At 73.6% G+C, this 19,872-nt stretch carries 21 protein-coding genes; 9 read left to right on the plus strand and 12 right to left on the minus strand.

What is annotated here, in order from left to right; translation table 11 throughout:
- Positions 1–17 precede the first annotated feature (17 nt).
- Positions 18–1,178, plus strand: a complete 1,161-nt coding sequence (locus B4U46_RS15180; protein WP_079427815.1) for a lipase family protein — start codon at positions 18–20, stop codon at positions 1,176–1,178.
- A 34-nt stretch (positions 1,179–1,212) separates the two neighbouring features.
- Here B4U46_RS15180 and B4U46_RS15185 read toward each other — a convergent pair whose 3' ends face one another.
- Entirely contained in the window at positions 1,213–2,928 is a 1,716-nt protein-coding gene (locus B4U46_RS15185; RefSeq protein ID WP_237292880.1) for an alpha/beta hydrolase, read from the minus strand.
- 183 nt (positions 2,929–3,111) lie between these two features.
- The gene (locus tag B4U46_RS15190) at positions 3,112–4,980 is read right to left on the minus strand and encodes an AMP-dependent synthetase/ligase (RefSeq protein WP_237292882.1); all 1,869 of its coding nucleotides are present in this window, start codon (positions 4,978–4,980) and stop codon (positions 3,112–3,114) included.
- A gap of 238 nt (positions 4,981–5,218) precedes the next feature.
- Here B4U46_RS15190 and B4U46_RS15195 point away from each other — a divergent pair, with 238 nt between their 5' ends.
- Positions 5,219–5,857, plus strand: a complete 639-nt coding sequence (locus tag B4U46_RS15195; protein WP_237292884.1) for a hypothetical protein — start codon at positions 5,219–5,221, stop codon at positions 5,855–5,857.
- Positions 5,776–6,009 (plus strand): LppU/SCO3897 family protein, encoded by a 234-nt coding sequence (locus B4U46_RS40625; RefSeq protein ID WP_420543160.1) that lies wholly within the window; start codon positions 5,776–5,778, stop codon positions 6,007–6,009. Before B4U46_RS15195 ends, B4U46_RS40625 begins: the two co-directional genes overlap by 82 nt.
- On the opposite strand, the gene B4U46_RS15200 is transcribed toward B4U46_RS40625, so the two are convergent.
- Both B4U46_RS15200 and B4U46_RS15205 read right to left on the minus strand, forming a co-directional pair.
- Positions 6,006–6,953 carry a DUF1648 domain-containing protein gene (locus B4U46_RS15200; protein ID WP_335755397.1) on the minus strand — a complete coding sequence of 316 codons (948 nt, stop codon included), beginning with the start codon at positions 6,951–6,953 and terminating at the stop codon, positions 6,006–6,008. The genes B4U46_RS40625 and B4U46_RS15200 overlap by 4 nt on opposite strands.
- Positions 6,950–7,297: a GntR family transcriptional regulator gene (locus B4U46_RS15205; RefSeq protein WP_079427819.1), complete on the minus strand. Its 348-nt coding sequence runs from the start codon at positions 7,295–7,297 to the stop codon at positions 6,950–6,952. The genes B4U46_RS15200 and B4U46_RS15205 overlap by 4 nt, the downstream gene beginning before the upstream one ends.
- Before the next feature lie 179 nt (positions 7,298–7,476).
- Between B4U46_RS15205 and B4U46_RS15210 the strand changes: the two genes are divergently transcribed.
- Both B4U46_RS15210 and B4U46_RS15215 read left to right on the plus strand, forming a co-directional pair.
- The gene (locus tag B4U46_RS15210) at positions 7,477–9,543 is read left to right on the plus strand and encodes a WD40 repeat domain-containing serine/threonine protein kinase (RefSeq protein ID WP_079427821.1); all 2,067 of its coding nucleotides are present in this window, start codon (positions 7,477–7,479) and stop codon (positions 9,541–9,543) included.
- A 29-nt stretch (positions 9,544–9,572) separates the two neighbouring features.
- Positions 9,573–9,899: a hypothetical protein gene (locus B4U46_RS15215; RefSeq protein WP_079427823.1), complete on the plus strand. Its 327-nt coding sequence runs from the start codon at positions 9,573–9,575 to the stop codon at positions 9,897–9,899.
- Between the two features lie 14 nt (positions 9,900–9,913).
- Here B4U46_RS15215 and B4U46_RS15220 read toward each other — a convergent pair whose 3' ends face one another.
- The gene (locus B4U46_RS15220) at positions 9,914–10,348 is read right to left on the minus strand and encodes a MarR family winged helix-turn-helix transcriptional regulator (RefSeq protein WP_079427825.1); all 435 of its coding nucleotides are present in this window, start codon (positions 10,346–10,348) and stop codon (positions 9,914–9,916) included.
- Between the two features lie 111 nt (positions 10,349–10,459).
- Between B4U46_RS15220 and B4U46_RS15225 the strand changes: the two genes are divergently transcribed.
- A complete protein-coding gene (locus B4U46_RS15225) occupies positions 10,460–11,320 on the plus strand; it encodes an MBL fold metallo-hydrolase (protein WP_079427827.1) in 861 nt (286 codons plus the stop codon).
- An 87-nt stretch (positions 11,321–11,407) separates the two neighbouring features.
- Positions 11,408–12,628 carry a hypothetical protein gene (locus B4U46_RS15230; RefSeq protein WP_079427829.1) on the plus strand — a complete coding sequence of 407 codons (1,221 nt, stop codon included), beginning with the start codon at positions 11,408–11,410 and terminating at the stop codon, positions 12,626–12,628.
- Positions 12,629–12,633: 5 nt separating this feature from the next.
- Here B4U46_RS15230 and B4U46_RS15235 read toward each other — a convergent pair whose 3' ends face one another.
- The 6 genes from B4U46_RS15235 to B4U46_RS15260 all read right to left on the minus strand — a co-directional run bounded on the left by B4U46_RS15235 (position 12,634) and on the right by B4U46_RS15260 (position 18,125).
- Entirely contained in the window at positions 12,634–13,599 is a 966-nt protein-coding gene (locus B4U46_RS15235; protein ID WP_100864206.1) for a glycosyltransferase family 2 protein, read from the minus strand.
- Positions 13,600–13,695: 96 nt separating this feature from the next.
- Complete coding sequence (locus B4U46_RS15240) at positions 13,696–15,015, minus strand: dicarboxylate/amino acid:cation symporter (RefSeq protein WP_100863471.1); 1,320 nt, start codon at positions 15,013–15,015, stop codon at positions 13,696–13,698.
- A gap of 390 nt (positions 15,016–15,405) precedes the next feature.
- Positions 15,406–15,714, minus strand: coding sequence for a DUF4229 domain-containing protein (locus B4U46_RS15245; protein WP_398898892.1), 309 nt, complete (start codon positions 15,712–15,714; stop codon positions 15,406–15,408).
- A 92-nt stretch (positions 15,715–15,806) separates the two neighbouring features.
- A complete protein-coding gene (locus B4U46_RS15250) occupies positions 15,807–16,340 on the minus strand; it encodes a GNAT family N-acetyltransferase (protein WP_079427833.1) in 534 nt (177 codons plus the stop codon).
- Between the two features lie 105 nt (positions 16,341–16,445).
- Positions 16,446–17,609 carry an aminofutalosine synthase MqnE gene (gene mqnE / locus B4U46_RS15255; protein WP_079427835.1) on the minus strand — a complete coding sequence of 388 codons (1,164 nt, stop codon included), beginning with the start codon at positions 17,607–17,609 and terminating at the stop codon, positions 16,446–16,448.
- Positions 17,610–17,669: 60 nt separating this feature from the next.
- Positions 17,670–18,125: an Lrp/AsnC family transcriptional regulator gene (locus B4U46_RS15260; RefSeq protein WP_042811055.1), complete on the minus strand. Its 456-nt coding sequence runs from the start codon at positions 18,123–18,125 to the stop codon at positions 17,670–17,672.
- 121 nt (positions 18,126–18,246) lie between these two features.
- On the opposite strand from B4U46_RS15260, the gene B4U46_RS39890 reads away from it, so the two are divergent.
- Entirely contained in the window at positions 18,247–18,381 is a 135-nt protein-coding gene (locus B4U46_RS39890; protein WP_257790361.1) for a hypothetical protein, read from the plus strand.
- On the opposite strand, the gene B4U46_RS15265 is transcribed toward B4U46_RS39890, so the two are convergent.
- On the minus strand, positions 18,378–19,049 hold the full coding sequence (locus B4U46_RS15265) for a UbiX family flavin prenyltransferase (protein WP_079427837.1): 672 nt from the start codon (positions 19,047–19,049) through the stop codon (positions 18,378–18,380). The genes B4U46_RS39890 and B4U46_RS15265 overlap by 4 nt on opposite strands.
- A 107-nt stretch (positions 19,050–19,156) precedes the next feature.
- Here B4U46_RS15265 and B4U46_RS15270 point away from each other — a divergent pair, with 107 nt between their 5' ends.
- Positions 19,157–19,750, plus strand: a complete 594-nt coding sequence (locus B4U46_RS15270) for a rhomboid family intramembrane serine protease (RefSeq protein WP_079427838.1) — start codon at positions 19,157–19,159, stop codon at positions 19,748–19,750.
- The last annotated feature ends 122 nt before the right edge of the window (positions 19,751–19,872 follow it).

Genomic DNA, 19,872 nt, shown 5'->3' on the forward strand with positions numbered 1-19,872 from the left:
CGTTGGGAGATCCGCCCATGCGTTTGCGAACCTCCGCCCTGGTCGCCGCCGTCACCGCCCTGGTCCTGTCGGCCTGGGTGCCGGCCACCGCCGCACAGGGCGCCGAGGAGGGCTCCGCCGCCCGGCCCGGTGACATCGTCGACAGCGCCCCGTCCGCCTTCCACCCGCTGCCCGGCCAGCCGACCGGTACCCGGGCCTGGAAGGTCCACTACCGCTCGACCACCGCCGACGGCGCCCCGAACGTGGTCTCGGGGACCGTCATCGTCCCGCAGGACGGCCGCACTGGGCCGCGCCCGCTCATCACGTACGCCGTCGGGACGGTCGGCCTGGGCGACTCCTGCGCGCCGAGCAACAACCTCCCGTACGGCACCGCCATGGAGGCCAACCTCATCCAGCAGCTGACCCTGCGCGGCTGGGCGGTGGTGGTCACGGACTACGAGGGCCTCGGCACCCCGGGCCTGCACACCTACACCGTCGGCCCGTCGGCCGGGCACGCCGTCCTGGACGCCGCCCGGGCCGCGATCCGGCTGCCGGAGGCGGGGCTGGGCGCGGACACCCCGGTCGGGATCATGGGGTACTCCCAGGGCGGGCAGGCCAGCAGCTGGGCCGCCGAGCTACAGGGGTCGTACGCGCCGGAGCTGAAGGTCAAGGGCACGGCCACGGGCGGGGTCCCGGCGGACCTGATGAAGGTGGCCGCGTTCAACAACGGCTCCTACGGCTCCGGCCTGATCTTCATGGCGGCGGCCGGGCAGGACGCGGCCTTCCCCGAGCTGAAGCTGGACTCCTACCTCAACCCGGCGGGCCGGGCCCTGGTCGAGGGGATGAAGGAGAACTGCGTGGCCATCGACTCGATCGCCGGCTCCTTCAAGCGGATCTCCGACCTGACCACCCGCGACCCGCTCGCCCAGCCCGACTGGCAGGCCCGGCTGGACCAGAGCCGGCTCGGCCGCACGGCCCCGGCAGCGCCGGTGCTCCAGTACCACGCGCTGGGCGACGAGCTGATCCCGTACGCGGTGGGGCGGCAGCTGCGGGCGGACTGGTGCGCGCGGGGCGCCGACCTCCAGTTCGACACCGTCCTGCTCGGCGAGCACGTCAGCGGGGTGATCACCCACTCCCCGGCGGCCGCGAACTGGCTGGCGGACCGCTTCGCGGGCCGCGCCACGCACCCCGACTGCTGACCGGACCCGGTCCGTCCGCGCCTGCCCCGCCGGTTCACTCGCCGGCGGGGCAGGCGCGCGTCCCGGCGGGAAGGCGGCCGTCGATCAGGAAGCCGTCCACGTAGCCGCGCACGCAGGCGGAGGAGGGGTAGCCGGTGTGCCCCTCGCCCTTGTGGTCGACGACCACCGCCGATCCGAGGCGCCGGGCGGTCTCCTCCGTCCACTCGTACGGGGTCGCCGGGTCGCCCCGGGTGCCGACGAGGAGCATGCGCGGGGCGCCGGGGTGGTCGATGCGGCGGATGAAGTCGGTGCCGGCGGGGCGTCCGTAGCAGGCCAGCACGGTCATCAGCTGGCGCGGGCCGAAGATCTCGGAGACCTCGCGGAACCGTGGGCCGAGGTCCCCGACCTCCTTCGCGATCACCGACGGGTCGGCCTTGTCATTGCTCCGGTCCGGGTCGTCGGCGCAGTTCACGGCGGTGATGGCGGCCGAGGCGTTGTCGGCGGGCACCTGGGAGGGGGTGCCCGTGGCGGCCGGCTCGGCGGGGGCCGGCTCGGCGGGGGCCAGGAGCCCTTCGAGGCCGGCAGGGTCGCCCTCGCGCTCGGCCCGGCCCAGGGCGGCGGCCAGGTCCGGCCAAGAGGCCTTGTCGTAGAGGGCGCTGCCGATGGCGAGGACCGCGTCGTCGCCGGTGAACGGGGTTCCTCCGGTACCGGTCATCGGGTGCTCGTCGAGACGGGCGACGAGGGCGTTGACCCTCTCCTTGGCGGTACGGGTGTTCGTGCCGTAGACGCAGTCCTGCTGGTGGGCGCACCAGGTCAGGAAGTGGTCGAGGGCGCGCTGCTGGCCGCGTGCGGAGGCGAGGGCCTGCTCGGTGAGGGAGTCGGCGAGGCTGTCGACGCCGTCGAGGACCATCCGGCCGGTGTTCTCCGGGTACAGGGCGGCGTACACGGCGCCGAGCCGGGTGCCGTAGGAGAAGCCGAGGTAGTCCAGCTTCTCCTCGCCGAGGGCCCGGCGGATGTCGTCCAGGTCGTGGGCGACGTGGACGGTGCCGATGTACTGGAGGACGCGTCCGGAGTGCCGCTCGCACTGGCGGACCTCGGCGCGCAGGGCGGCCAGCTGGGTGGCGGGGTCGCCGGGATCGCCGGTGCCGGCCCCGGAGTCGGCGGCCTGGACGCCGCCGCAGGAGACGGGGTCGCTGAGGCCGACGCCGCGCGGGTCGAAGGCGATCAGGTCGTAGCGCTCGTTGAGCTTGGCGAAGAGGGCGGGATCGGCGGCGAGGTAGGCGATCCCGGGGGCGCCGGGGCCGCCGTAGTTCAGCAGGAGGGACCCGGCGCGGCGGCCGCGCGCGGGGGCGGTGGCGGGCAGTTTGGCCAGGGCCACGCGGGTGGTGCCCTTGGCGGGGTGGTCGTGGTCGAGGGGGACGGTCAGCGTGGCACACCGCATCCCGTCGGGCACGGGCTTCTCGGCGCAGTCACCCCACCGCAGGCCCTGGCGAGCGGGGCCGGGTCCGGTGCGTATGCCCTGGGCGGGCGCGGGGCCGGTGCGTATGCCCTGGGCCGGAGCGGGGCCGGTGCGTATGCCCTGGGCCGGAGCGGGGGCCAGGCCGGTACGCATGCCCTCCCCGGGCGCAGCGACCGTGCGCACGCCCTCCCCGGGCGCGGGGGTCGTGGGGGCGGTGGCGGCTGCGGGGGCGGTGGAGAGGGCGGCGGCCAGGGCGGCGGCGCAGGTGGCGGCACGTATGCGGGCGCGGGTACGGGCACGGGCAGGGCGCACGGCACGCTCCTCGGCTGGCCCCCCGGAACCGGTCAGCCCACGATAAGCGGCCCGCGCCGCCCCCGCCCGCCGGGCGGCGGGTCGCCGCCGCGCGGGGCCGCCCTCCTCCCCCACCCCCTCTGGGGCTCCGATACCGTGCCGCGCCCCGCACGCCGGCGGGGGACGGCTCCGCGCAGCGGCCCCTCAGGAGCCGCGGGGTGCCCGGTACAGGGCCTCGATGTCGGCCTCGTAGTCCCGGGCGACCGCACCCCGCTTCAGCTTCATCGACGGGGTGAGGTGCCCCCGTTCCTCCGTGAACTCCCCCGCCAGCACCGCGAACCGCCGTATCGACTCGGCCCGCGACACCAGCTTGTTCGCCTCGTCCACCGCCCGCTGGAGCTCCTCCAGCAGCTCCGGGTCCGTGACCAGTTCGCGCACCGGCACGTCCTGCTTCTTGTGCATCTGCCGCCAGTGCGCCAGCCCCTCCGGCTCCAGGGTGATCAGGGCCGCGATGTAGGGCCGGTTGTCGCCGATGACCATGCACTGGCCGACCAGCGGGTGCGCCCGCAGCCAGTCCTCCAGCGGGGCGGGGGCGACGTTCTTGCCGCCGGAGGTGATGATCAGGTCCTTCTTGCGGCCGGTGATGGTGAGGTAGCCGTCGGCGTCGAGCTCGCCGATGTCGCCCGTGGCCAGCCACTCCCCCGCCGGCTGCGCGGACACGTTCCAGTACCCGGCGAACACGTGCCCGCCGCGCAACAGCACCTCCCCGTCGTCGGCGATGCGCACCGCCGTGCCGGGCAGCGGCCAGCCGACCGTGCCCAGGCGGGGCCGCAGCGGCGGGGTGACGGTCGCGGCGGCCGTCGTCTCGGTGAGCCCGTACCCCTCGAAGACCTCGATGCCCGCGCCCGTGTAGAAGGCGGCGAGCCGCCGGCCGAGGGGGGAGCCTCCGCTGAGGATGTAGCGGACGCGGCCGCCGAGCGCGGCCCGGATGCGCCGGTAGACCAGCGGGTCGTACAGGGCGCGGGCGGCCCGCAGCGCCAGCCCCGGCGGGGCGCCCGCGGCCGTCGCCTCCCCGAAGCGCTGGGCGATGCGGGCGGCGCGGTCGAAGGAGGCGGCGCGGCCCATGCGTTCGGCGGTGGCACGGGCGGTGTTGTGGACCTTCTCCAGGACGTAGGGGATGGCGAGCAGGAAGGTCGGGCGGAAGCCCGCGAGGTCGGCGAGGAGGTCTTCGGTCTTGATGCTGGGGGCGTGGGCGAGCTTGACGCGGGCGCGCAGGCAGCCGACGGCGACCATCCGGCCGAAGACGTGCGACAACGGCAGGAAGAGCAGCGTGGAGGCGGGGTCCTTGCTGACGGAATCGAAGACGGGGTGGAGCAGCGCCACCGCGTTGTCGACCTCGGCGAAGAAGTTGCCGTGGGTCAGCGTGCAGCCCTTGGGCTGTCCGGTGGTGCCGGAGGTGTAGACGAGGGTGGCGTAGGACTCGGGCGTACGGGCGGCCCGGCGCGCCTGCACGATCGCGTCGGGGAGGTGTTCGCCGGCCTTGACCAGGCGGGCGATGGCGCCCGTGTCGAACTCCCACAGGTGGGCGAGGCCGGGCAGGTGGGCGCGTTCGGCGCTGATGAGCCGGGCCTGGACGGTGTCCTCGACGGCGCAGGCCACGGCCCCGGAGTCGTGGATGATCCAGCGGGCCTGGAGCGCGGAGGAGGTCGGGTAGATGGGGACGGTGACCAGCCCCGCCGCCCATCCCGCGAAGTCCAGCAGGGTCCACTCGTAGGTGGTCCGGGCCATGATGGCGAGCCGGTCGCCCTCCGCGAGGCCTTCGGCGATCAGGCCCTTGGCGACGGCTAGCACCTCGGCGGCGAACTCCGCGGCGGTGACGTCCCGCCAGGTGCCGTCGCGCTCCTTGCGGGCGAGTACGGGCTCGCCCGGGGCCTCCAGGGCGTTGAGGAAGGGCAGGTCCCCGAGCGATCCGCCGGCCGGCGCCACGGCGAGGGCGGGCACCGCCACCTCGCGCACCACTCCGGCGACGATCGTCTTGACGGGCTCGACCAGCTCCGGCTCGGCAGCGTCCACGGCTCGTTCTCCTCGGTCGATCGGAGTTACCGCCGGTAATCTACGCACGCGCGCACCCCGGGGAACACCCCTCGAACGAGCCCTCCCCCACAGCTCCACACCCCGCGAACGATCTCCACCCCTGGTCCGCACAACCTCACGGACCGGTCCCGACGAGCCGGAACGGCTGCGTCAGCCAGGGCGGAGGGGGAAGAATTCCGGACGTCCGCCAGGGCGCCGCCACCTTGAGGAGCAGCCGGTGTCGTCAGAGGAAGTCCAGTTAACGCTCACCCCCGCGCAGGCCGCCGCCGGAGCGACCGTCGACGCCCCCCTCCCCTCCGGGACCGTGCGGCTCCGGATACCGCCGGCCCGGGACGGCGACCTCGTCCGGGCCCGCATCGGCGACGAGGAGGTACTGCTGCGCATACGGGTGCCGGGCCCGGCCGCGACCCAGCCCGTACCGCCGCCACCACCCCCGCCCACGTCGGGGCCCACCCCCGCTCCCGCTCCCGCCGGGAAGTCCGGCGCCCTCGGCTGCCTGCTGGCGCTCGGCGTCGTCGCCGCGCTGGTCATCGGCATCGTGGTGGCGAGCGGCAGCGACGACGACTCCCGCCCCACCGCCACCGCCTCCGCCACGCCCTCCTCGGCCTACAGCCCGTACAGCCCGTACACCCCGCCCACGCCGACGCCGACGTACACCGACACCGGCACCCCGGCCACCGACCCGGCGGCCGCCCCGACGTTCTCGCTCCCCCTGCCCGGGCAGACCTCCGAGGCCCCCGCCCCTTCGACGAAGGGACCTGCCTCAACGGCCAGTTGCCGGACTCCACGACGGCGACGCGCGTCACCGGCGTCCACGAGGTCTCCTGCGGGGCCGACGACGCGCACTACCGGGTGATCCAGCGCTTCCCCGGAACCTCGGACATGAGCCGCTGCGACGAGAACTCCGATACGGAGTACGGCTTCTCGTACCGCTACACGATCAACGGCAGCGTCATCAACGAGTACGTGTACTGCCTGGTCGGCCTGGGCTCCTACGCCCGCAGCTAACCCTTTCCCACGCGAAGGGAGTTGAGCAGGGCGGCGCCGCGCGCGGCGTCGTCCACGCTCACCGCGAAGTCGCGCCCCTTCGCCCGTACGACCAGGCATTCGCCGCCGCGCAGCATCACCGTCGTGCCCAGCCCGTTGATCCGGTAGCCCCAGCCGCCGGCCCGGGCGGCCGTACGCACCTCCATGCGGGCCGACTCGATGTCCTCGGCGGCCCAGCGCCGCACCGGGTACCCGAGCGGGCCGAAGGCCACCTCCAGCCCCCGCCGCGTCACCCTCGCCCGGACCGAGGAGCAGGCCAGCACCGCGAGGGCGGCGAGCGCGAGGGTCCCGGCCGTCAGCCACGGGTCCGCGGCCAGGCCCGCCAGCCCGGCGAGCAGGGCGCCCAGCGCGGCGAGCGCGAACAGGCCGGCCAGCAGTTGCAGCCAGGGGTTGGCGGCGCTCGACAGCCAGACGAGCCGTTCCCCGTCCGGGATCTCCATCCGGGGCCCTTCCGCGGCCGGCGGCTCCGCCGCCCCTGCCCGTCGCCCGGGCAGCGCCACCCCGGCCCCGGCCAGCAGGGCCACCCCGGCCATCACCGCCACGCCCCACCCCGTCACGTCCCCGGCCTGACGCCAGTCGGCGACGTCCAGGTTGGCCCGTACGACCGAGGCCTGCGCCCCCGCGAGCATCACCCCGCCGAAGGCCAGCGCCGCCCGGCCCCAGGCGCGCCGGGGCCCGCGCCGGGCCCCGAACACCACCGCGGCCACCACGACCACCCACACCAGCGCCGGGAACACCACGGCCGCCCACAGCGGCATCGACCCGTCGGGCGCGTCGGAGCCCGCGCCCCAGTGGGTGGCCACCGGGTCCGGCAGCCGCCCGGCCGCCGCGAGCGGCAGCCCCACCAGCAGGACCAGCACCCCGGCCCCCCAGCCGACCGCTCCCCACATCCCACGGCCCTTCACGGCATCCCCCTGATCATCTCGATGAGCTCGGCCCTGCCGTACCCCAGCCGCGCCCCGTCGGCGACCAGGGCGCGCACCCGCTCCAGCAGCTGCGAGCGTCCGTCGGCGCCACCGGCGACGGTCACCCCGCGGCCGCGCCGGAACTCCAGCAACCCCTCGTCGCGCAGGGCGCGCAGGGCGCGCAGCACGGTGTTGGCGTTGACCCCCAGCACCTGCCCGAGCTCGCGCGCGGGCGGGATCCGGTCCCCGGGCGCGCACTCGCCGTCGGCGATGGCGCGCCGGATGGCACCGGCCACCTGCTCGTGCAGGGGGCGGGTGTCGGCGGTGTTCAGCCTCAGCAACATGGTGCTAATGACGCTAGCACCATCGGACGGAGGGGGCCACCGTCGGCGGGGAGCCGCCCGGCGGCCACGGAAGCGTGAAGCGGCCCGCGTCCACAGCCCGCCGTCAGCGGGGTGTTGCACAATGACCCCTGCCCCGGCGGCGGTTGACCGGGATCCGGCGGCGGCGGGCAGGGGGAGCGATGCGGGCGGGAGAGGAGCTGGCCGGGCGGTACCGGCTCGACGTGCGGCTCGGGCAGGGCGGCGTCGGCGAGGTGTGGCGGGCCCAGGACCTGGAGCTCGGGCGGGCCGTGGCCGTGAAGGTGCTGCTGGAGTTCGACGCCTCCGAGGAACAGCTGGGCCGGTTCCGGCGGGAGGCGGAGATCGGGGCGCGGCTACGGCACCCGGGGATCACGGTCGTCCACGACACCGGGCGGCACGGGAAGCGGCTGTTCATCGTGATGGAGCTGCTGGAGGGCATGGACCTCGCCCAGCGCCTCGCCGCGCACCCCGGGGGCGGGCTGCCGCTGCCCGAGGTGCTGGACCTGGGCCTGCAGGCGGCGGAGGCCCTCGCGGCGGCGCACGCGCAACAGGTGGTGCACCGGGACCTGAAGCCCGCGAACCTGTTCCTGCTCACCGAAGGCCGCCTGAAGATCTGCGACTTCGGCATCGCCCGCACCGCCCATGCCACGGCCTCCCTGACCGCCACCGGCCATGTCTTCGGCACCCCCGCCTATATGGCGCCCGAGCAGTGGCGCGGCGAACGGGTCGGGGCGAGCTGCGACATGTACGCACTGGGGGGCGTGCTGCACGCGCTGTCGACGGGTGCGCCGCCGTTCCCGGTCACCGAGACCCCATGGGTGCTGATGCGCCGCCACCTGGACGAGACCGCGCCCGCCCTGGACACCGTACGGGCGGACGTGCCGGCTCCGCTGGCGGAGCTGGTCGCCGGCCTGCTGGCCAAGGACCCGCGGGCCCGCCCCGACGCCCCGTCCGCCGCAGGGCGGCTGCGCGCCCTGCTGGCGACGACGGACGCACGGGTGCCGACCCGGGACACGGGGGCACCGCCCCCGGACGCACGGCCGCTGACCCGCGACACGCAGGCACCGCCCCCGGACGCGCAGGTGCCGCCGCCCGGGCCCGGCGCCGCGGCCCCGGACGGCCCGGCACTGCCGCCCGGCCCCCCGGGCGCGGACACCGCCGGGCCCACGCACCACGCCGGCCCCCCGGACCGGCCCGGCCCCCGCCCCGAACGCCGGGGCGGCGGTGGGCCGACGCGGCGCACGGTGCTGCTCGGGGGCCTGGGCGCCGCCGGGGCCGCGGGCGGGGCCTACGCGGCGCTGCGGCTGACCCGCTGGAGCGGCGGCGGCGCGGGCGCTGGGGGCGGGACGGCCGGCCCCCGGGCGGGGGTGGTCATCACCCATCACACCGACTCCGTCGGGTCGGTGGCGTTCAGCCCGGACGGCCGGTTCCTCGCGAGCGGGAGCAGCGACCGCACGGTCCGGCTGTGGAACATGGCGGCCGCCTCCGGCTCCTCCCCCTTCCGGGCCCGGTCCGCGACGGTGACGTGCGTGGCGTTCAGCCCCGACGGGAAGGTCCTCGCGAGCGCCGGGCTGGACCGGGCCATCGCCCTGTCGGACGTCGAACGCCGCAGTGACAAGGCCGAGCTGAAGGCGTCGGCCGGTGTGCTGGCGGCCGTCTTCAGCCCGGACGGCACGCTGCTCGCCGACGCCGACGACCGCACCGTCCGCCTCTGGGACCTCGCCGCCGGCACGGTGACCGCCACCCTCGACGCCCACGGCGGCACCGTCCGCTCGGTCGCGTTCAGCCCCGACGGCCGCACCCTGGCCAGCGGCGGTGAGGACGGCGCCGTCCGACTGTGGGACGTCACGGCCCGCTCCAACACCGCGACCCTCACCGGCCACACCGCGCACGTGGCCTCGGTGGCGTTCAGCCCGGACGGCCGCACCCTGGCCAGCGGCGGCGGCGACACCACCATCCGCCTCTGGGACCCGGCCACCGCCGCCGCAACCGCCACCCTCACCGGCAGCAACAGCACCGTCCGGTCGGTGGCCTTCAGCCCCGACGGCCGCACCCTCGCGGGCGGCGGCGGGCGGACGGTCCGGCTGTGGGACGTGGCCACGCGCACCGCCGCCACCAAGCTCAACGGGCACACCGGCGCCGTCACCGCCGTGGCCTTCAGCCCGGACGGCGTGCACCTGGCGAGCGGCAGCGAGGATTCCACCGTCCGCATCTGGCGGATCTCCTGAAAACCGCCGAGACCCCCGGGAATGTGCGCATGACCTACCGCCGCCACCCCCACGACAGCATCGACCTGCCCCAGGACCGGGGCTGCCTGCGGTGGGTGCTGGGCGCCCCCCTGGCCGTCCTCGTCTACCTGCCGGCCGCCTGTCTCTGCTACGTCTCCCTGGCCCTGCACCCGGACGGCCCGTACGACCGGATCCGCGACGACGCCCTGTTCACGGCCCACGCCTGCGTCGCCCTGTGCTTCGCCGGGCTGCTGCTGACCGCCGTGCCCGTCTTCCACCGCACCCTGGGCCGCTGGTGGTACGCGGCGCCCTTCGCCCTGGCCTCGATCGCCTTCCTGCGCGGCCAGACCCTCTGACGCCCGGCCGCCCGTCAGGAACCGGTGACGGCCCGCTCCAGCAGGTCGCGCAGCACCCGCTGCTCCTCCGGCGCGAGGCCCGCCACCGGCGAATCGACGTGGAGGAGGTCGAGCAGCCGGATCCGCAGCCCCGTGCCCTCGTCCGTCAGGACGAGGAGCTTGGCGCGCCGGTCCGTGGGGTGGCAACGACGCTCGACCAGGCCCTGCCTCTCCAGCCGGTCCACGACGAAGGTGGCGTTGGAGGGCTCGCAGTTCATCCGCTCGGCGAGCTCCCGCATGGTCATCGGCCCGGTCAGCTCCCGCAGGGCGGTCGCCTGCGCGGCGGTCAGGCCCAGGGCGGTGGCCCGCTTCCGCACGTGTTCGGCGATCCGCTGGGCGAGCCCGTCGACCAGGCCGCACAGCTGCCGTTCGGCGACGGCCTGCGACTGCGGCTCCGGGGACTTCGTCATGCCGCCCACCCTAACAACCCCATCAAGCCAATATATTTACAGCTTGAATGATTCAAGCTTGATGTTTATGGTGATCACCGTCGCGCACCGGCACCTCACCAGGGAGAAGAAATGCCCGACTTGACCGCATCCACCCACCGAGACGACGCCCGCCTCCGCCGCCCCTCGGGCGTCCGCTCCCTCCAGCTGGGCGAGACGAAGGTGTCCTACGTCCCGGACGGCGCCGTACGCCTGCGCCCCCTGAGCCTGCTCCCCGGCACCACCGACGCGACCTGGGCCGCGCACCCGGAGTACCTGGACGAGACGGGCCACCTGGCCGGCAGCGTCGGCGCCCTCCTCGTGGAGCACGGCGGCCGCGCCCTGCTCATCGACGCCGGTATCGGCCCGCACGCCTTCGAGAGCCCGGACGGCCCCCTGCACTCGGCCCACGGCGGCGCCCTCCCCGACAGCCTGGCCGCCCTCGGCCGCCGGCCCGAGGACATCGAGGCGGTGGCCTTCACCCACCTCCACCCCGACCACCTCGGCTGGGCCTGCGAACCCCTCCTCGGCCACGCCGAGTTCCTGATCTCCGAGCCGGAGTGGGAAGGCCGCGACGCCCTGGAGGCCCATGTGGCAGCGGCCCTCTCGAAGAACGTCCGCACGATCACCCACGACGAGGAGGTCTTCCCCGGCGTCCGCGTCCGCATCACCCCGGGCCACACGGTCGGGCACGCCGAGTACGTCATCACCGGCGGCGGCCGCCGCCTGATCGCCTTCGGCGACGCGATGCACTCGCCGATCCAGGCCTCCCACCCCTCCTGGTCCGCGGGCTTCGACCACGACCTCCCCGCCACGGCCGTCCACCGCCACCGCCTGGCGGCGGAGCTCGCCGAGCCGGACACGATCGGCTTCGGCGTCCACTTCGCGGACGTCGTCTTCGGCCGGATCGACCAGGACCCCGCCGGCCCGGCCTGGCACCCGGTGGACGCCTAGCCGCCGCCTAGCCAGCGCCTAGCCGGTGAGCCGTCCGGCGGCCTTCCGGGTGCGGGGCGGTGGGGCCTTGGCCAGACTAGCGGGGAGATGACCGAATCCCCCCTGGCCGGCCGGACGGACGGCCGGCTCCGCGGGCGGCTGCTGCTGCCGCCGGTCGTCGCCTGGCTGGTCTCCAACCTGGTCACCTGGGCGGTGGCGCGCGCCTCCGTCGCCGCGGACGGATCACGGGTGGCCTACTGGTCCACCGACAGCCGCCGCCGCTGGGACTCCGAGCACTACCTCTCCATCGCCCGCGGCGGCTACGAGATGTTCCGCTGCCAGGACCGGTACGCGAACTTCCCCGACGTCATGTGCGGGAACGTGGCCTGGTTCCCCGGGTACCCCATGGCGGTACGGGCGGTGTCCGGGACCGGGCTCTCCTACGAGCTCTCCGCCGCCGTCGTCACCGAGGCGGCGCTGCTCGGGATGTTCGCGGTGCTGTGGTGGCTGCTCGGCGCCCGGCTCAGCCGGGCCACCGCGCTGACCCTCGCCGTCGGCACCGTCTTCCCGGGCGGCGTCTACTTCCACGCCGTGTTCCCGATCGCCCTCGCGACACTGGCCCTGCTCGTCTGCGTCGCCGGCGTGGGGCGCGGGTCCTGGTGGGCCGCCACGGCGGGCGGCTTCGTGGCGGTCGCCTGTCACCCGGTCGGCGCCGTCGCCGTCGTGATGCTGCTGTCGAGCGCCCTGTTCGCATGGCGCGGGGACACCCGGCCGCGCCGGTGGGCCAAGGCCGGGCTGTCGGCGGCGGCCGCCGGGTGCGGGGCGCTGTGGGCCGCCTGGCAGATGTGGCAGGCGACGGGCCGCTGGGACGCGTACCGGACCATCCAGCGGATCAGCTACGGGCAGGGGGACCTCCGCGAGCCCTTCGCCGAGATGGTCCGGGCCTACCGGGTCCCGTTCCGCGACTGGTACACCCCCAAGGGCGACCTGCCCTGGCTGCTGGAGCACGCCCTCGCCGCGCACCGTCCACAGCTGTGGGTGAACGCCGCCTTCGTGCTGCTGGTGGTGGCGACGGCGGCCGTCCTGCTGCTGCGGCGCCGGCGGCTCGCGGCCGAGGAGTGGGCCGCGCTGGTCCTGACGGTGGCGGTGTTCCTGGTGCCGTTCGTCGCGGGGGCGCAGATGTCCTGGTACCGGGTCCACGCGCAGATGTTCGTCGGGCTGCTCCTGGTCCGGCGGACGCCCGTGTGGGTGCAGGTCCCGCTCCTGGCGGCCTGCGCGGCCCAGTACGCCCTTCTGGCGGCCATGTTCTTCGCCGGGGTGCTGGTCTGAGGGGCCTACCGCCCCTCCTCCCCGGTGTCGCGGGCCACGACGTACGTCGGCCGGGCCTGGACCGCCGTGTGGATGCGGGCCACGTACTCGCCGAGCATGCCCAGGCAGAACAGCTGGACGGCGCCGAAGAACAGCATGGTGATGATCAGGGAGGTCCAGCCGGGCAGCGTGTCGCCCGTGGCGTGGACGACGAGGGCCCACACCAGGAACCCCAGGCAGACCAGGGAGCTCAGCGCGCCGATCGCGGTGGCCAGCCGCAGCGGGACGGCGGAGAAGCTGGTGATGCTGTCGAAGGCCAGCAGGACCATCTTGTGCAAGGGGTACTTGGAGGTGCCCGCCGCCCGCTCCGCGCGCCGGTAGGCGATCTGCCCGCTGGGGAAGCCCAGCCAGGGGATGAGCAGGCGGTAGATCTGCTGCTGGTCGGGGAGGGTCTTGAGGGTGTCCACGACGGCACGGGACAGCAGCCGGAAGTCCCCGGCCTGGTCGGGTACGAAGGAGCCGGCGAGGCGGCGCATGAGCCGGTAGTAGACGCCGGCCGTGCGGCGTTTGAAGCCGCTGTCCGTGGAGCGGTCGGTGCGGACGCCGTAGACGATGTCGAGGCGTTCGGCCCGGGCGAGGGCGAGCATGTCGGGGATGACCTCCGGCGGGTCCTGGAGGTCCGCGTCGATGCTGACCACGTACGCGCCGCGGGCGCGGCGCAGTCCGGCGGTGAGGGCGGCCTGGTGGCCGCTGTTGCGCCTGAGGGTCACCACGCGCAGCTGCGGCCAGCCCGCGCGCAGGTCCTCCAGCAGGAGGGGGGTCCGGTCGGTGGAGCCGTCGTCGACGGCGATGACCTCGTACGGTTCGCCGCACCCGTCCAGGACCGGCCTGAGCCGTGCCGCCAGGACGGGCAGCACTTCCTCCTCGTTGAAGACGGGGACGGCGACCGACACGGCCGGCGCGTCCCCGCGCTCGTCGTCCACAGCCCTCATCATGCGCGAAGCCCCCGCCACCGGCACGCGGAGGAGGAAACGCCGCGGCCCCCGCCCGGACGGGGGCGGGGGCCGCGGCGTGCGGGTGCCGGCGCGTCAGGCGGCGACGGCGACCGGGGCCGGGGCGGCGGCGGGCTCGTCCAGCGGGGAGGACGAGGCGGCGGCGTAGGCCTCCTTGTCGAGGATGCCCTCTCGCGCGGCCACCAGGACAGGTGTTACAACTTGGCCGGCGACGTTGGTGGCCGTGCGCATCATGTCGAGGATCGGGTCGATCGCCATCAGCAGGCCGACGCCGGCGAGCGGCAGGCCCAGGGTGGAGAGGGTCAGGGTGAGCATGACCGTCGCACCGGTGAGACCGGCCGTGGCGGCGGAGCCGACGACCGAGACGAACGCGATGAGCAGGTACTCCTTGATGCCCAGCTGCACGTCGAAGATGTTGGCGATGAAGATCGCGGCAAGGGCCGGGTAGATCGCGGCGCAGCCGTCCATCTTGGTGGTGGCGCCGAACGGGACGGAGAAGGAGGCGTACTCCTTCGGGACGCCCAGGCGCTCGGTGACCTTCTGGGTGACCGGCATGGTGCCGACCGAGGAGCGGGAGACGAAGGCCAGCTGGATGGCGGGCCAGGCGCCCTTGAAGAACTGGACCGGGTTGACCTTGGCGACCGTGGCGAGGAGCAGCGGGTAGACGCCGAACATGACCAGGGCGCAGCCGATGTAGATGTCGGCGGTGAAGGTGGCGTACTTGCCGATCAGGTCCCAGCCGTAGCTGGCGATGGCGGTGCCGATGAGGCCGACGGTACCGATCGGTGCGAGCCGGATGACCCACCACAGGGCCTTCTGGAGGAGCTCCAGGACGGACTCGGCGAGGTTCAGGACGGGCTGGGCCTTGGCGCCGAGCTGGAGGGCGGCGATGCCGGCGACGGCGGCGAGGAAGACGATCTGCAGGACGTTCAGCTCGGTGAACGGGGTGACGATGTCCTTCGGCACGATGCCGGTCAGGAAGTCGATCCAGGAGCCGTGCCGCTTGGGCTCCTTGCCGTCGGCCGGGGTGAGGCCGGTGCCGGCGCCCGGGTCGGTCAGCAGGCCGATCGCGAGGCCGATGCCCACCGCGATCAGCGAGGTGATCATGAACCAGAGCAGGGTGCGGGAGGCGAGGCGGGCGGCGTTGTTCACCTTCCGCAGGTTGGTGATCGACACCAGGATCGCGAAGAAGACGAGCGGGGCGACGGCCAGCTTGAGCAGCTGGATGAAGATGTCACCGACCTGCTCCAGGGTGGTCTTCAGCCAGCTGACGTCCTGGCTGCGGGCTATCCAGCCGAAGAGGACGCCGAGCGCGAGACCGGCGACGATCTGGGCCCAGAAGGGGAACGTGAAGGAGGCCTTGGCGGGAGCCTGGGCCTGGGGGGACGTGGACACGGCAATCTCCGGGGGACGCACGGACGTACGGCGGAAGGTTTCTGCGGGGGGTGCGGTACGGCGGCAGCCGGAAAGGGGCCGGGCCGGCCGGCGACCGCTGCTGCGGGCGCTTCAGCGGCAACAGCAACAGGCCGCTGACACGCGGCGGCAGAGGTCGACGTGCAGGCGCGCCACGAGCGGGAGGCTCGGGCTCATCGGGTGCGCTGCGACGGTCAACATGCCGCACACGCTAACACTTCTGCTTTGAGAAACCCAAAGGGTTGCTTTGAGAACTGATCACGGACGCCTCGGTCCATGGCGCCCGCACACCCCCGGAAACGCCGAAGCCCCAGCGCGGCGGGGGGTGTTCCCGGCGCTGGGGCTCGTCGGTGGAGCGTTCGTATCAGCAGCTCACGCGCGGGCGGCGTCGTCGGCCGCGTCCTCCTGGCTGCGGTTCGCGGCGAGCTTCTGCTTCGCATCCGCGACGCGTCCGGAAATCTGCTGGGACATCTCCTCGCGCTGCTTGCGCAGCAGGACGAAGGAGAGCGGCGCGGAGAGCACCAGCGCGAGCAGCACGACCCAGGCGGGGTTGGCGGCGCCCAGCCCCTTGGGCACGACGCCGAAGTGGACGAGGAGGGCGACGAAGACCAGGCATCCGACGAAGATGCCCAGGCGCATCGCGGTGTAGCGGATCGTCGCACTCGGCTTGAGGGACACGATGACCCCTTCTTTCTCATCGGAAACGTCGGACGCGTCGGCACGTACCCGTCCAGTGAAGCACGCCGGGCCTGGGCACACGGCCGTCGGGGGCCTCAGTGCAGGGGGAGCAGCATCGTGATGCCGTCGCGGTCGTCGCCGGGGGCGACGCGGATGGCGCCGGGGATCCGGCCGACCTCCTTGTAGCCGCAGGCCGCGTAGAAGTGCTCCAGGCCCATGCCGCCCCGGCACTCCAGGACGACGGCCTCGATGCCGTCCAGCGTGCGCGCGGCGTCGGCGAGGGCGGCCATCAGCGCGCGGCCGGCGCCGCGGCCCTGGAGGGAGGGGCGGACCATGACGGTGTACGCGTACACCCAGTGCGTCATCAGGCGGTGCGGGTTGAAGGCGAGGAAGGCCACGGCGGCCACGGTCCCGTCCGCGTCGCGCCCGATCAGCAGCCGGTGGCGGCCCTCGGCCATCGCGACGAGGTGCTTGACCAGGGCGGGCCGGATGTCCTCGAGGGTGACGGGCGGGACGAACCCGACGGCGCCCCCGGCATTGGAGACCTCGGTCCACAGCTCCGCGATGCCGTCGCGGAGGGCGGGGTCGACGACGGGATCGAAGGTGAAGGCAAGGGTCGTAAGGGTCACAGTGGAAAGGTATCTATTACCTGCCCGCCCCGGCAACGGGTTTCCGGCATGCGGCAGGCCCCGGTCCGCCGGGGACCGGGGCCTGCGCACGGGCCGGACGGGGCGTCAGACGCGCATCGCCTGCGGGGTCTCGCGCAGCGAGGCGTCCGGGCCGGGGTACTCGCGGATGATCTCGTAGCGCGTGTTGCGCTCGACGGGGCGGAAACCCGCCTCGCGGATCAGCTCGAGGAGGTCGTCGCGGGTCAGCTTGTTCGGGGTGCCGTAGTTGTCCGCGTCGTGCGTGATCTTGTACTCGACCACCGAGCCGTCCATGTCGTCCGCCCCGTGCTGGAGCGCGAGCTGGGCGGTCTGCACGCCGTGCATCACCCAGAACACCTTGACGTGCGGCACGTTGTCGAACAGCAGGCGCGAGACCGCGAAGGTCTTGAGCGCCTCGGCGCCCGTCGCCATCGTCGTGCGCGCCTGGAGCTTGTTGCGGACCTTGCCGTCCTTCATGTCCACGAAGTCGTGCTGGTAGCGCAGCGGGATGAAGACCTGGAAGCCGCCGGTCTCGTCCTGGAGCTCGCGCAGGCGGAGCACGTGGTCCACGCGGTGGCGCGGCTCCTCGATGTGCCCGTAGAGCATGGTGCTCGGGGTCTTGAGCCCCTTCTCGTGCGCGAGGCGGTGGATGCGCGACCAGTCCTCCCAGTGGGTGCGGTGGTCGACGATGTGCTGACGCACCTCCCAGTCGAAGATCTCCGCGCCGCCGCCGGTCAGGGACTCCAGCCCCGCCTCGATCAGCTCGTCGAGGATCTCGGAGGCCGACAGGCCCGAGATGGTCTCGAAGTGGTGGATCTCCGTCGCCGTGAACGCCTTCAGCGAGACGTTCGGCAGCGCCTCCTTGAGGGCGGAGAGCGAGCGCGGGTAGTAGCGCCACGGGAGGGAGGGGTGCAGGCCGTTGACGATGTGCAGCTCGGTGAGGTTCTCGTTCTCCATGGCCTTGGCCAGGCGGACGGCCTCCTCGATGCGCATCGTGTACGCGTCCTTCTCGCCCGGCTTGCGCTGGAACGAGCAGTACGCGCAGGAGGCGGTGCACACGTTCGTCATGTTGAGGTGGCGGTTGACGTTGAAGTGGACCACGTCGCCGTTCTTGCGGGTGCGCACCTCGTGGGCGAGACCGCCCAGCCACGCCAGGTCGTCCGACTCGTAGAGGGCGATGCCGTCCTCACGCGTCAGCCGCTCGCCGGAGCGGACCTTCTCCTCCAGCTCGCGCTTGAGCCCAGCGTCCATGCCGGTGTCTCCCTGTCTTTTCCTGTCCCAGCCTGTGTGCAACCGCCACCCACCGTACTCTCAGGCGTCCTCGGGCAGCTCGCCGACCCGGTTCTCCCACTTGGTGGAGAGGACGATCGTGGTGCGGGTGCGGGAGACGCCCTTGGTGCCGGAGAGCTTGCGGATGATCTTCTCCAGGCCGTCGACGTCGCTGGCGCGGACCTTGAGCATGAAGGAGTCGTCGCCGGCGATGAACCAGCAGTCCTCGATCTCGGCGAGGTCGCGCAGCCGGCGGGCCACGTCCTCGTGGTCGGCGGCGTCGGAGAGGGAGATGCCGATCAGCGCGGTGACGCCGAGGCCGAGCTCGGCGGCGGCGACGGTCGCGCGGTAACCGGTGATGACGCCGGCCGTCTCCAGACGGTTGATCCGGTCGGTGACGCTGGGGCCGGAGAGGCCCACGAGACGGCCCAGCTCCGCGTACGAGGCACGACCGTTCTCCCGGAGTGCCTGGATGAGCTGCCTGTCCACCGTGTCCATTACGTGGAGCCTTCCATTATTCGGCGATCCTGCAAGTTTAGGTATAGAATCAAAGGCACACAGGGTCAACACCCTGTGAATCTTTCAACAGATCAATGACGATCTTCAGGAGTGGTTCACCGTGTACACGATCGAGATGGCCTACGCGCACATGCGACAGCTCCAGGAGCTGGCCAACCGATCCCGCACCGACCAGCCCGCAGCCGCCTACCGCAACGACAGGACCCGCAGGCCGCTCCGCGCCAAGAAGCGCTAGTCACGGGGGCGGGCGCTGCCAAGCTCCCCCTCCCAACGGCGGTACAGACCGTGCGGCACTCCCGCCGCGTCGAGCACCCGCCCGGCGACGAAGTCCACGAGGTCCTGGATGTGCGTCGCACCCGCATAGAACGCCGGAGAGGCGGGCAGCACGATCGCGCCCGCCTCGTCCAGCGCCACCAGATGCCTGAGCGTCTGCCCGTTCAGCGGGGTCTCCCGCACCGCGACCACCAGCCTGCGCCGCTCCTTCAGCGTCACGCTCGCGACCCGCTGGAGCAGGTCCTTCGACAGTCCGAGCGCCACGCCGGCCACACAGGCCGTGGACGCCGGGACGATCAGCATCCCCTTGACCGGGTACGAACCCGAGCTCGGCCCGGCCGCCAGGTCCCCGGCCGCCCAGTACCGCACGTCGTCGAGCGCCGGCACCGCGAAGGTCCCCGGCTTGCCGTCGGCGCCCCGCGCCAGCCACTCGGCCAGATCGTCGCGCCAGTGCGCGTCCCGGAAGGCGATCCCGGTCTCGTCCAGCAGGGTCAGCCGCGAGGCCCGGCTGACCACCAGGTCCACCGCCTCGCCCGCCGCGAGCAGCCCTCGGACCACCGAGGCCGCGTACGGCGTCCCGGACGCCCCGGAAACCCCCACCACCCAGGGGGTGCGCTTGCGCTCAGTCATACCTCCGAGACTATCCGGCCACACCGGGAGGACACTCGTTAAGGTGTGCCGGGCGCTCCCCGGACCGGACCGGCAGCGCGCACGACACGCCTCGGGGGGCACGGCACATGAGTACGAACACGACGGGCACGGTCGTTCCGGACTGGTCGCAGAAGGACCGCGCGCTCGCGGCCGCCAAGCTGATGCTGGGCTGGGTGGCCCTGCTGTGGCTGATCGAGGCGGTCGACTACGCCACCGGCCACGCCCTCGACCCGTACGGCATAAAGCCGCGCGAGACCGACGGCCTCACCGGCATACCCCTGGCGCCCTTCCTCCACTTCGGCTTCGGCCACGTCGCGGGCAACAGCCTTCCGCTGCTGGTCCTCGGCTTCGTCACCGCCCTCAGCGGCATCCGCCGCTTCCTGGCCGTCTGCCTGCTGGTCATCGCCGCCGACGGGCTCGGCGTCTGGCTGATCTCCCCCGCCCACAGCCTCACCGTGGGCGCCTCCGGCCTGATCTACGGCCTCTTCGGCTACCTGCTGGTGCGGGGCTTCGTCGAACGCAAGGTCCTGGGCGTCGTGGTGGGGGTGGTGGTCGCCGCGTACTACGGCGGCACGATGTTCCTGGGGCTCCTGCCCCTCGACCCGTTCATCAGCTGGCAGGCCCACCTCTGCGGGCTGGCCGGGGGCGTGGCGACGGCCCTCTGCTACCGCCGCCCGTGACCTACGCCCCGGCGCCGGGGTCCACCGGCAGCCCGGACGTGTCGACCGTGAGCTTGCCGACACCGCTCTCCACGACGACCGTCCCGCCGTACGGGATCACGTCCCGGCCCCGGTAGCCGTCG

The organism is Streptomyces katrae, from assembly GCF_002028425.1.
In the GTDB taxonomy this organism is placed as follows: domain Bacteria; phylum Actinomycetota; class Actinomycetes; order Streptomycetales; family Streptomycetaceae; genus Streptomyces; species Streptomyces katrae_A.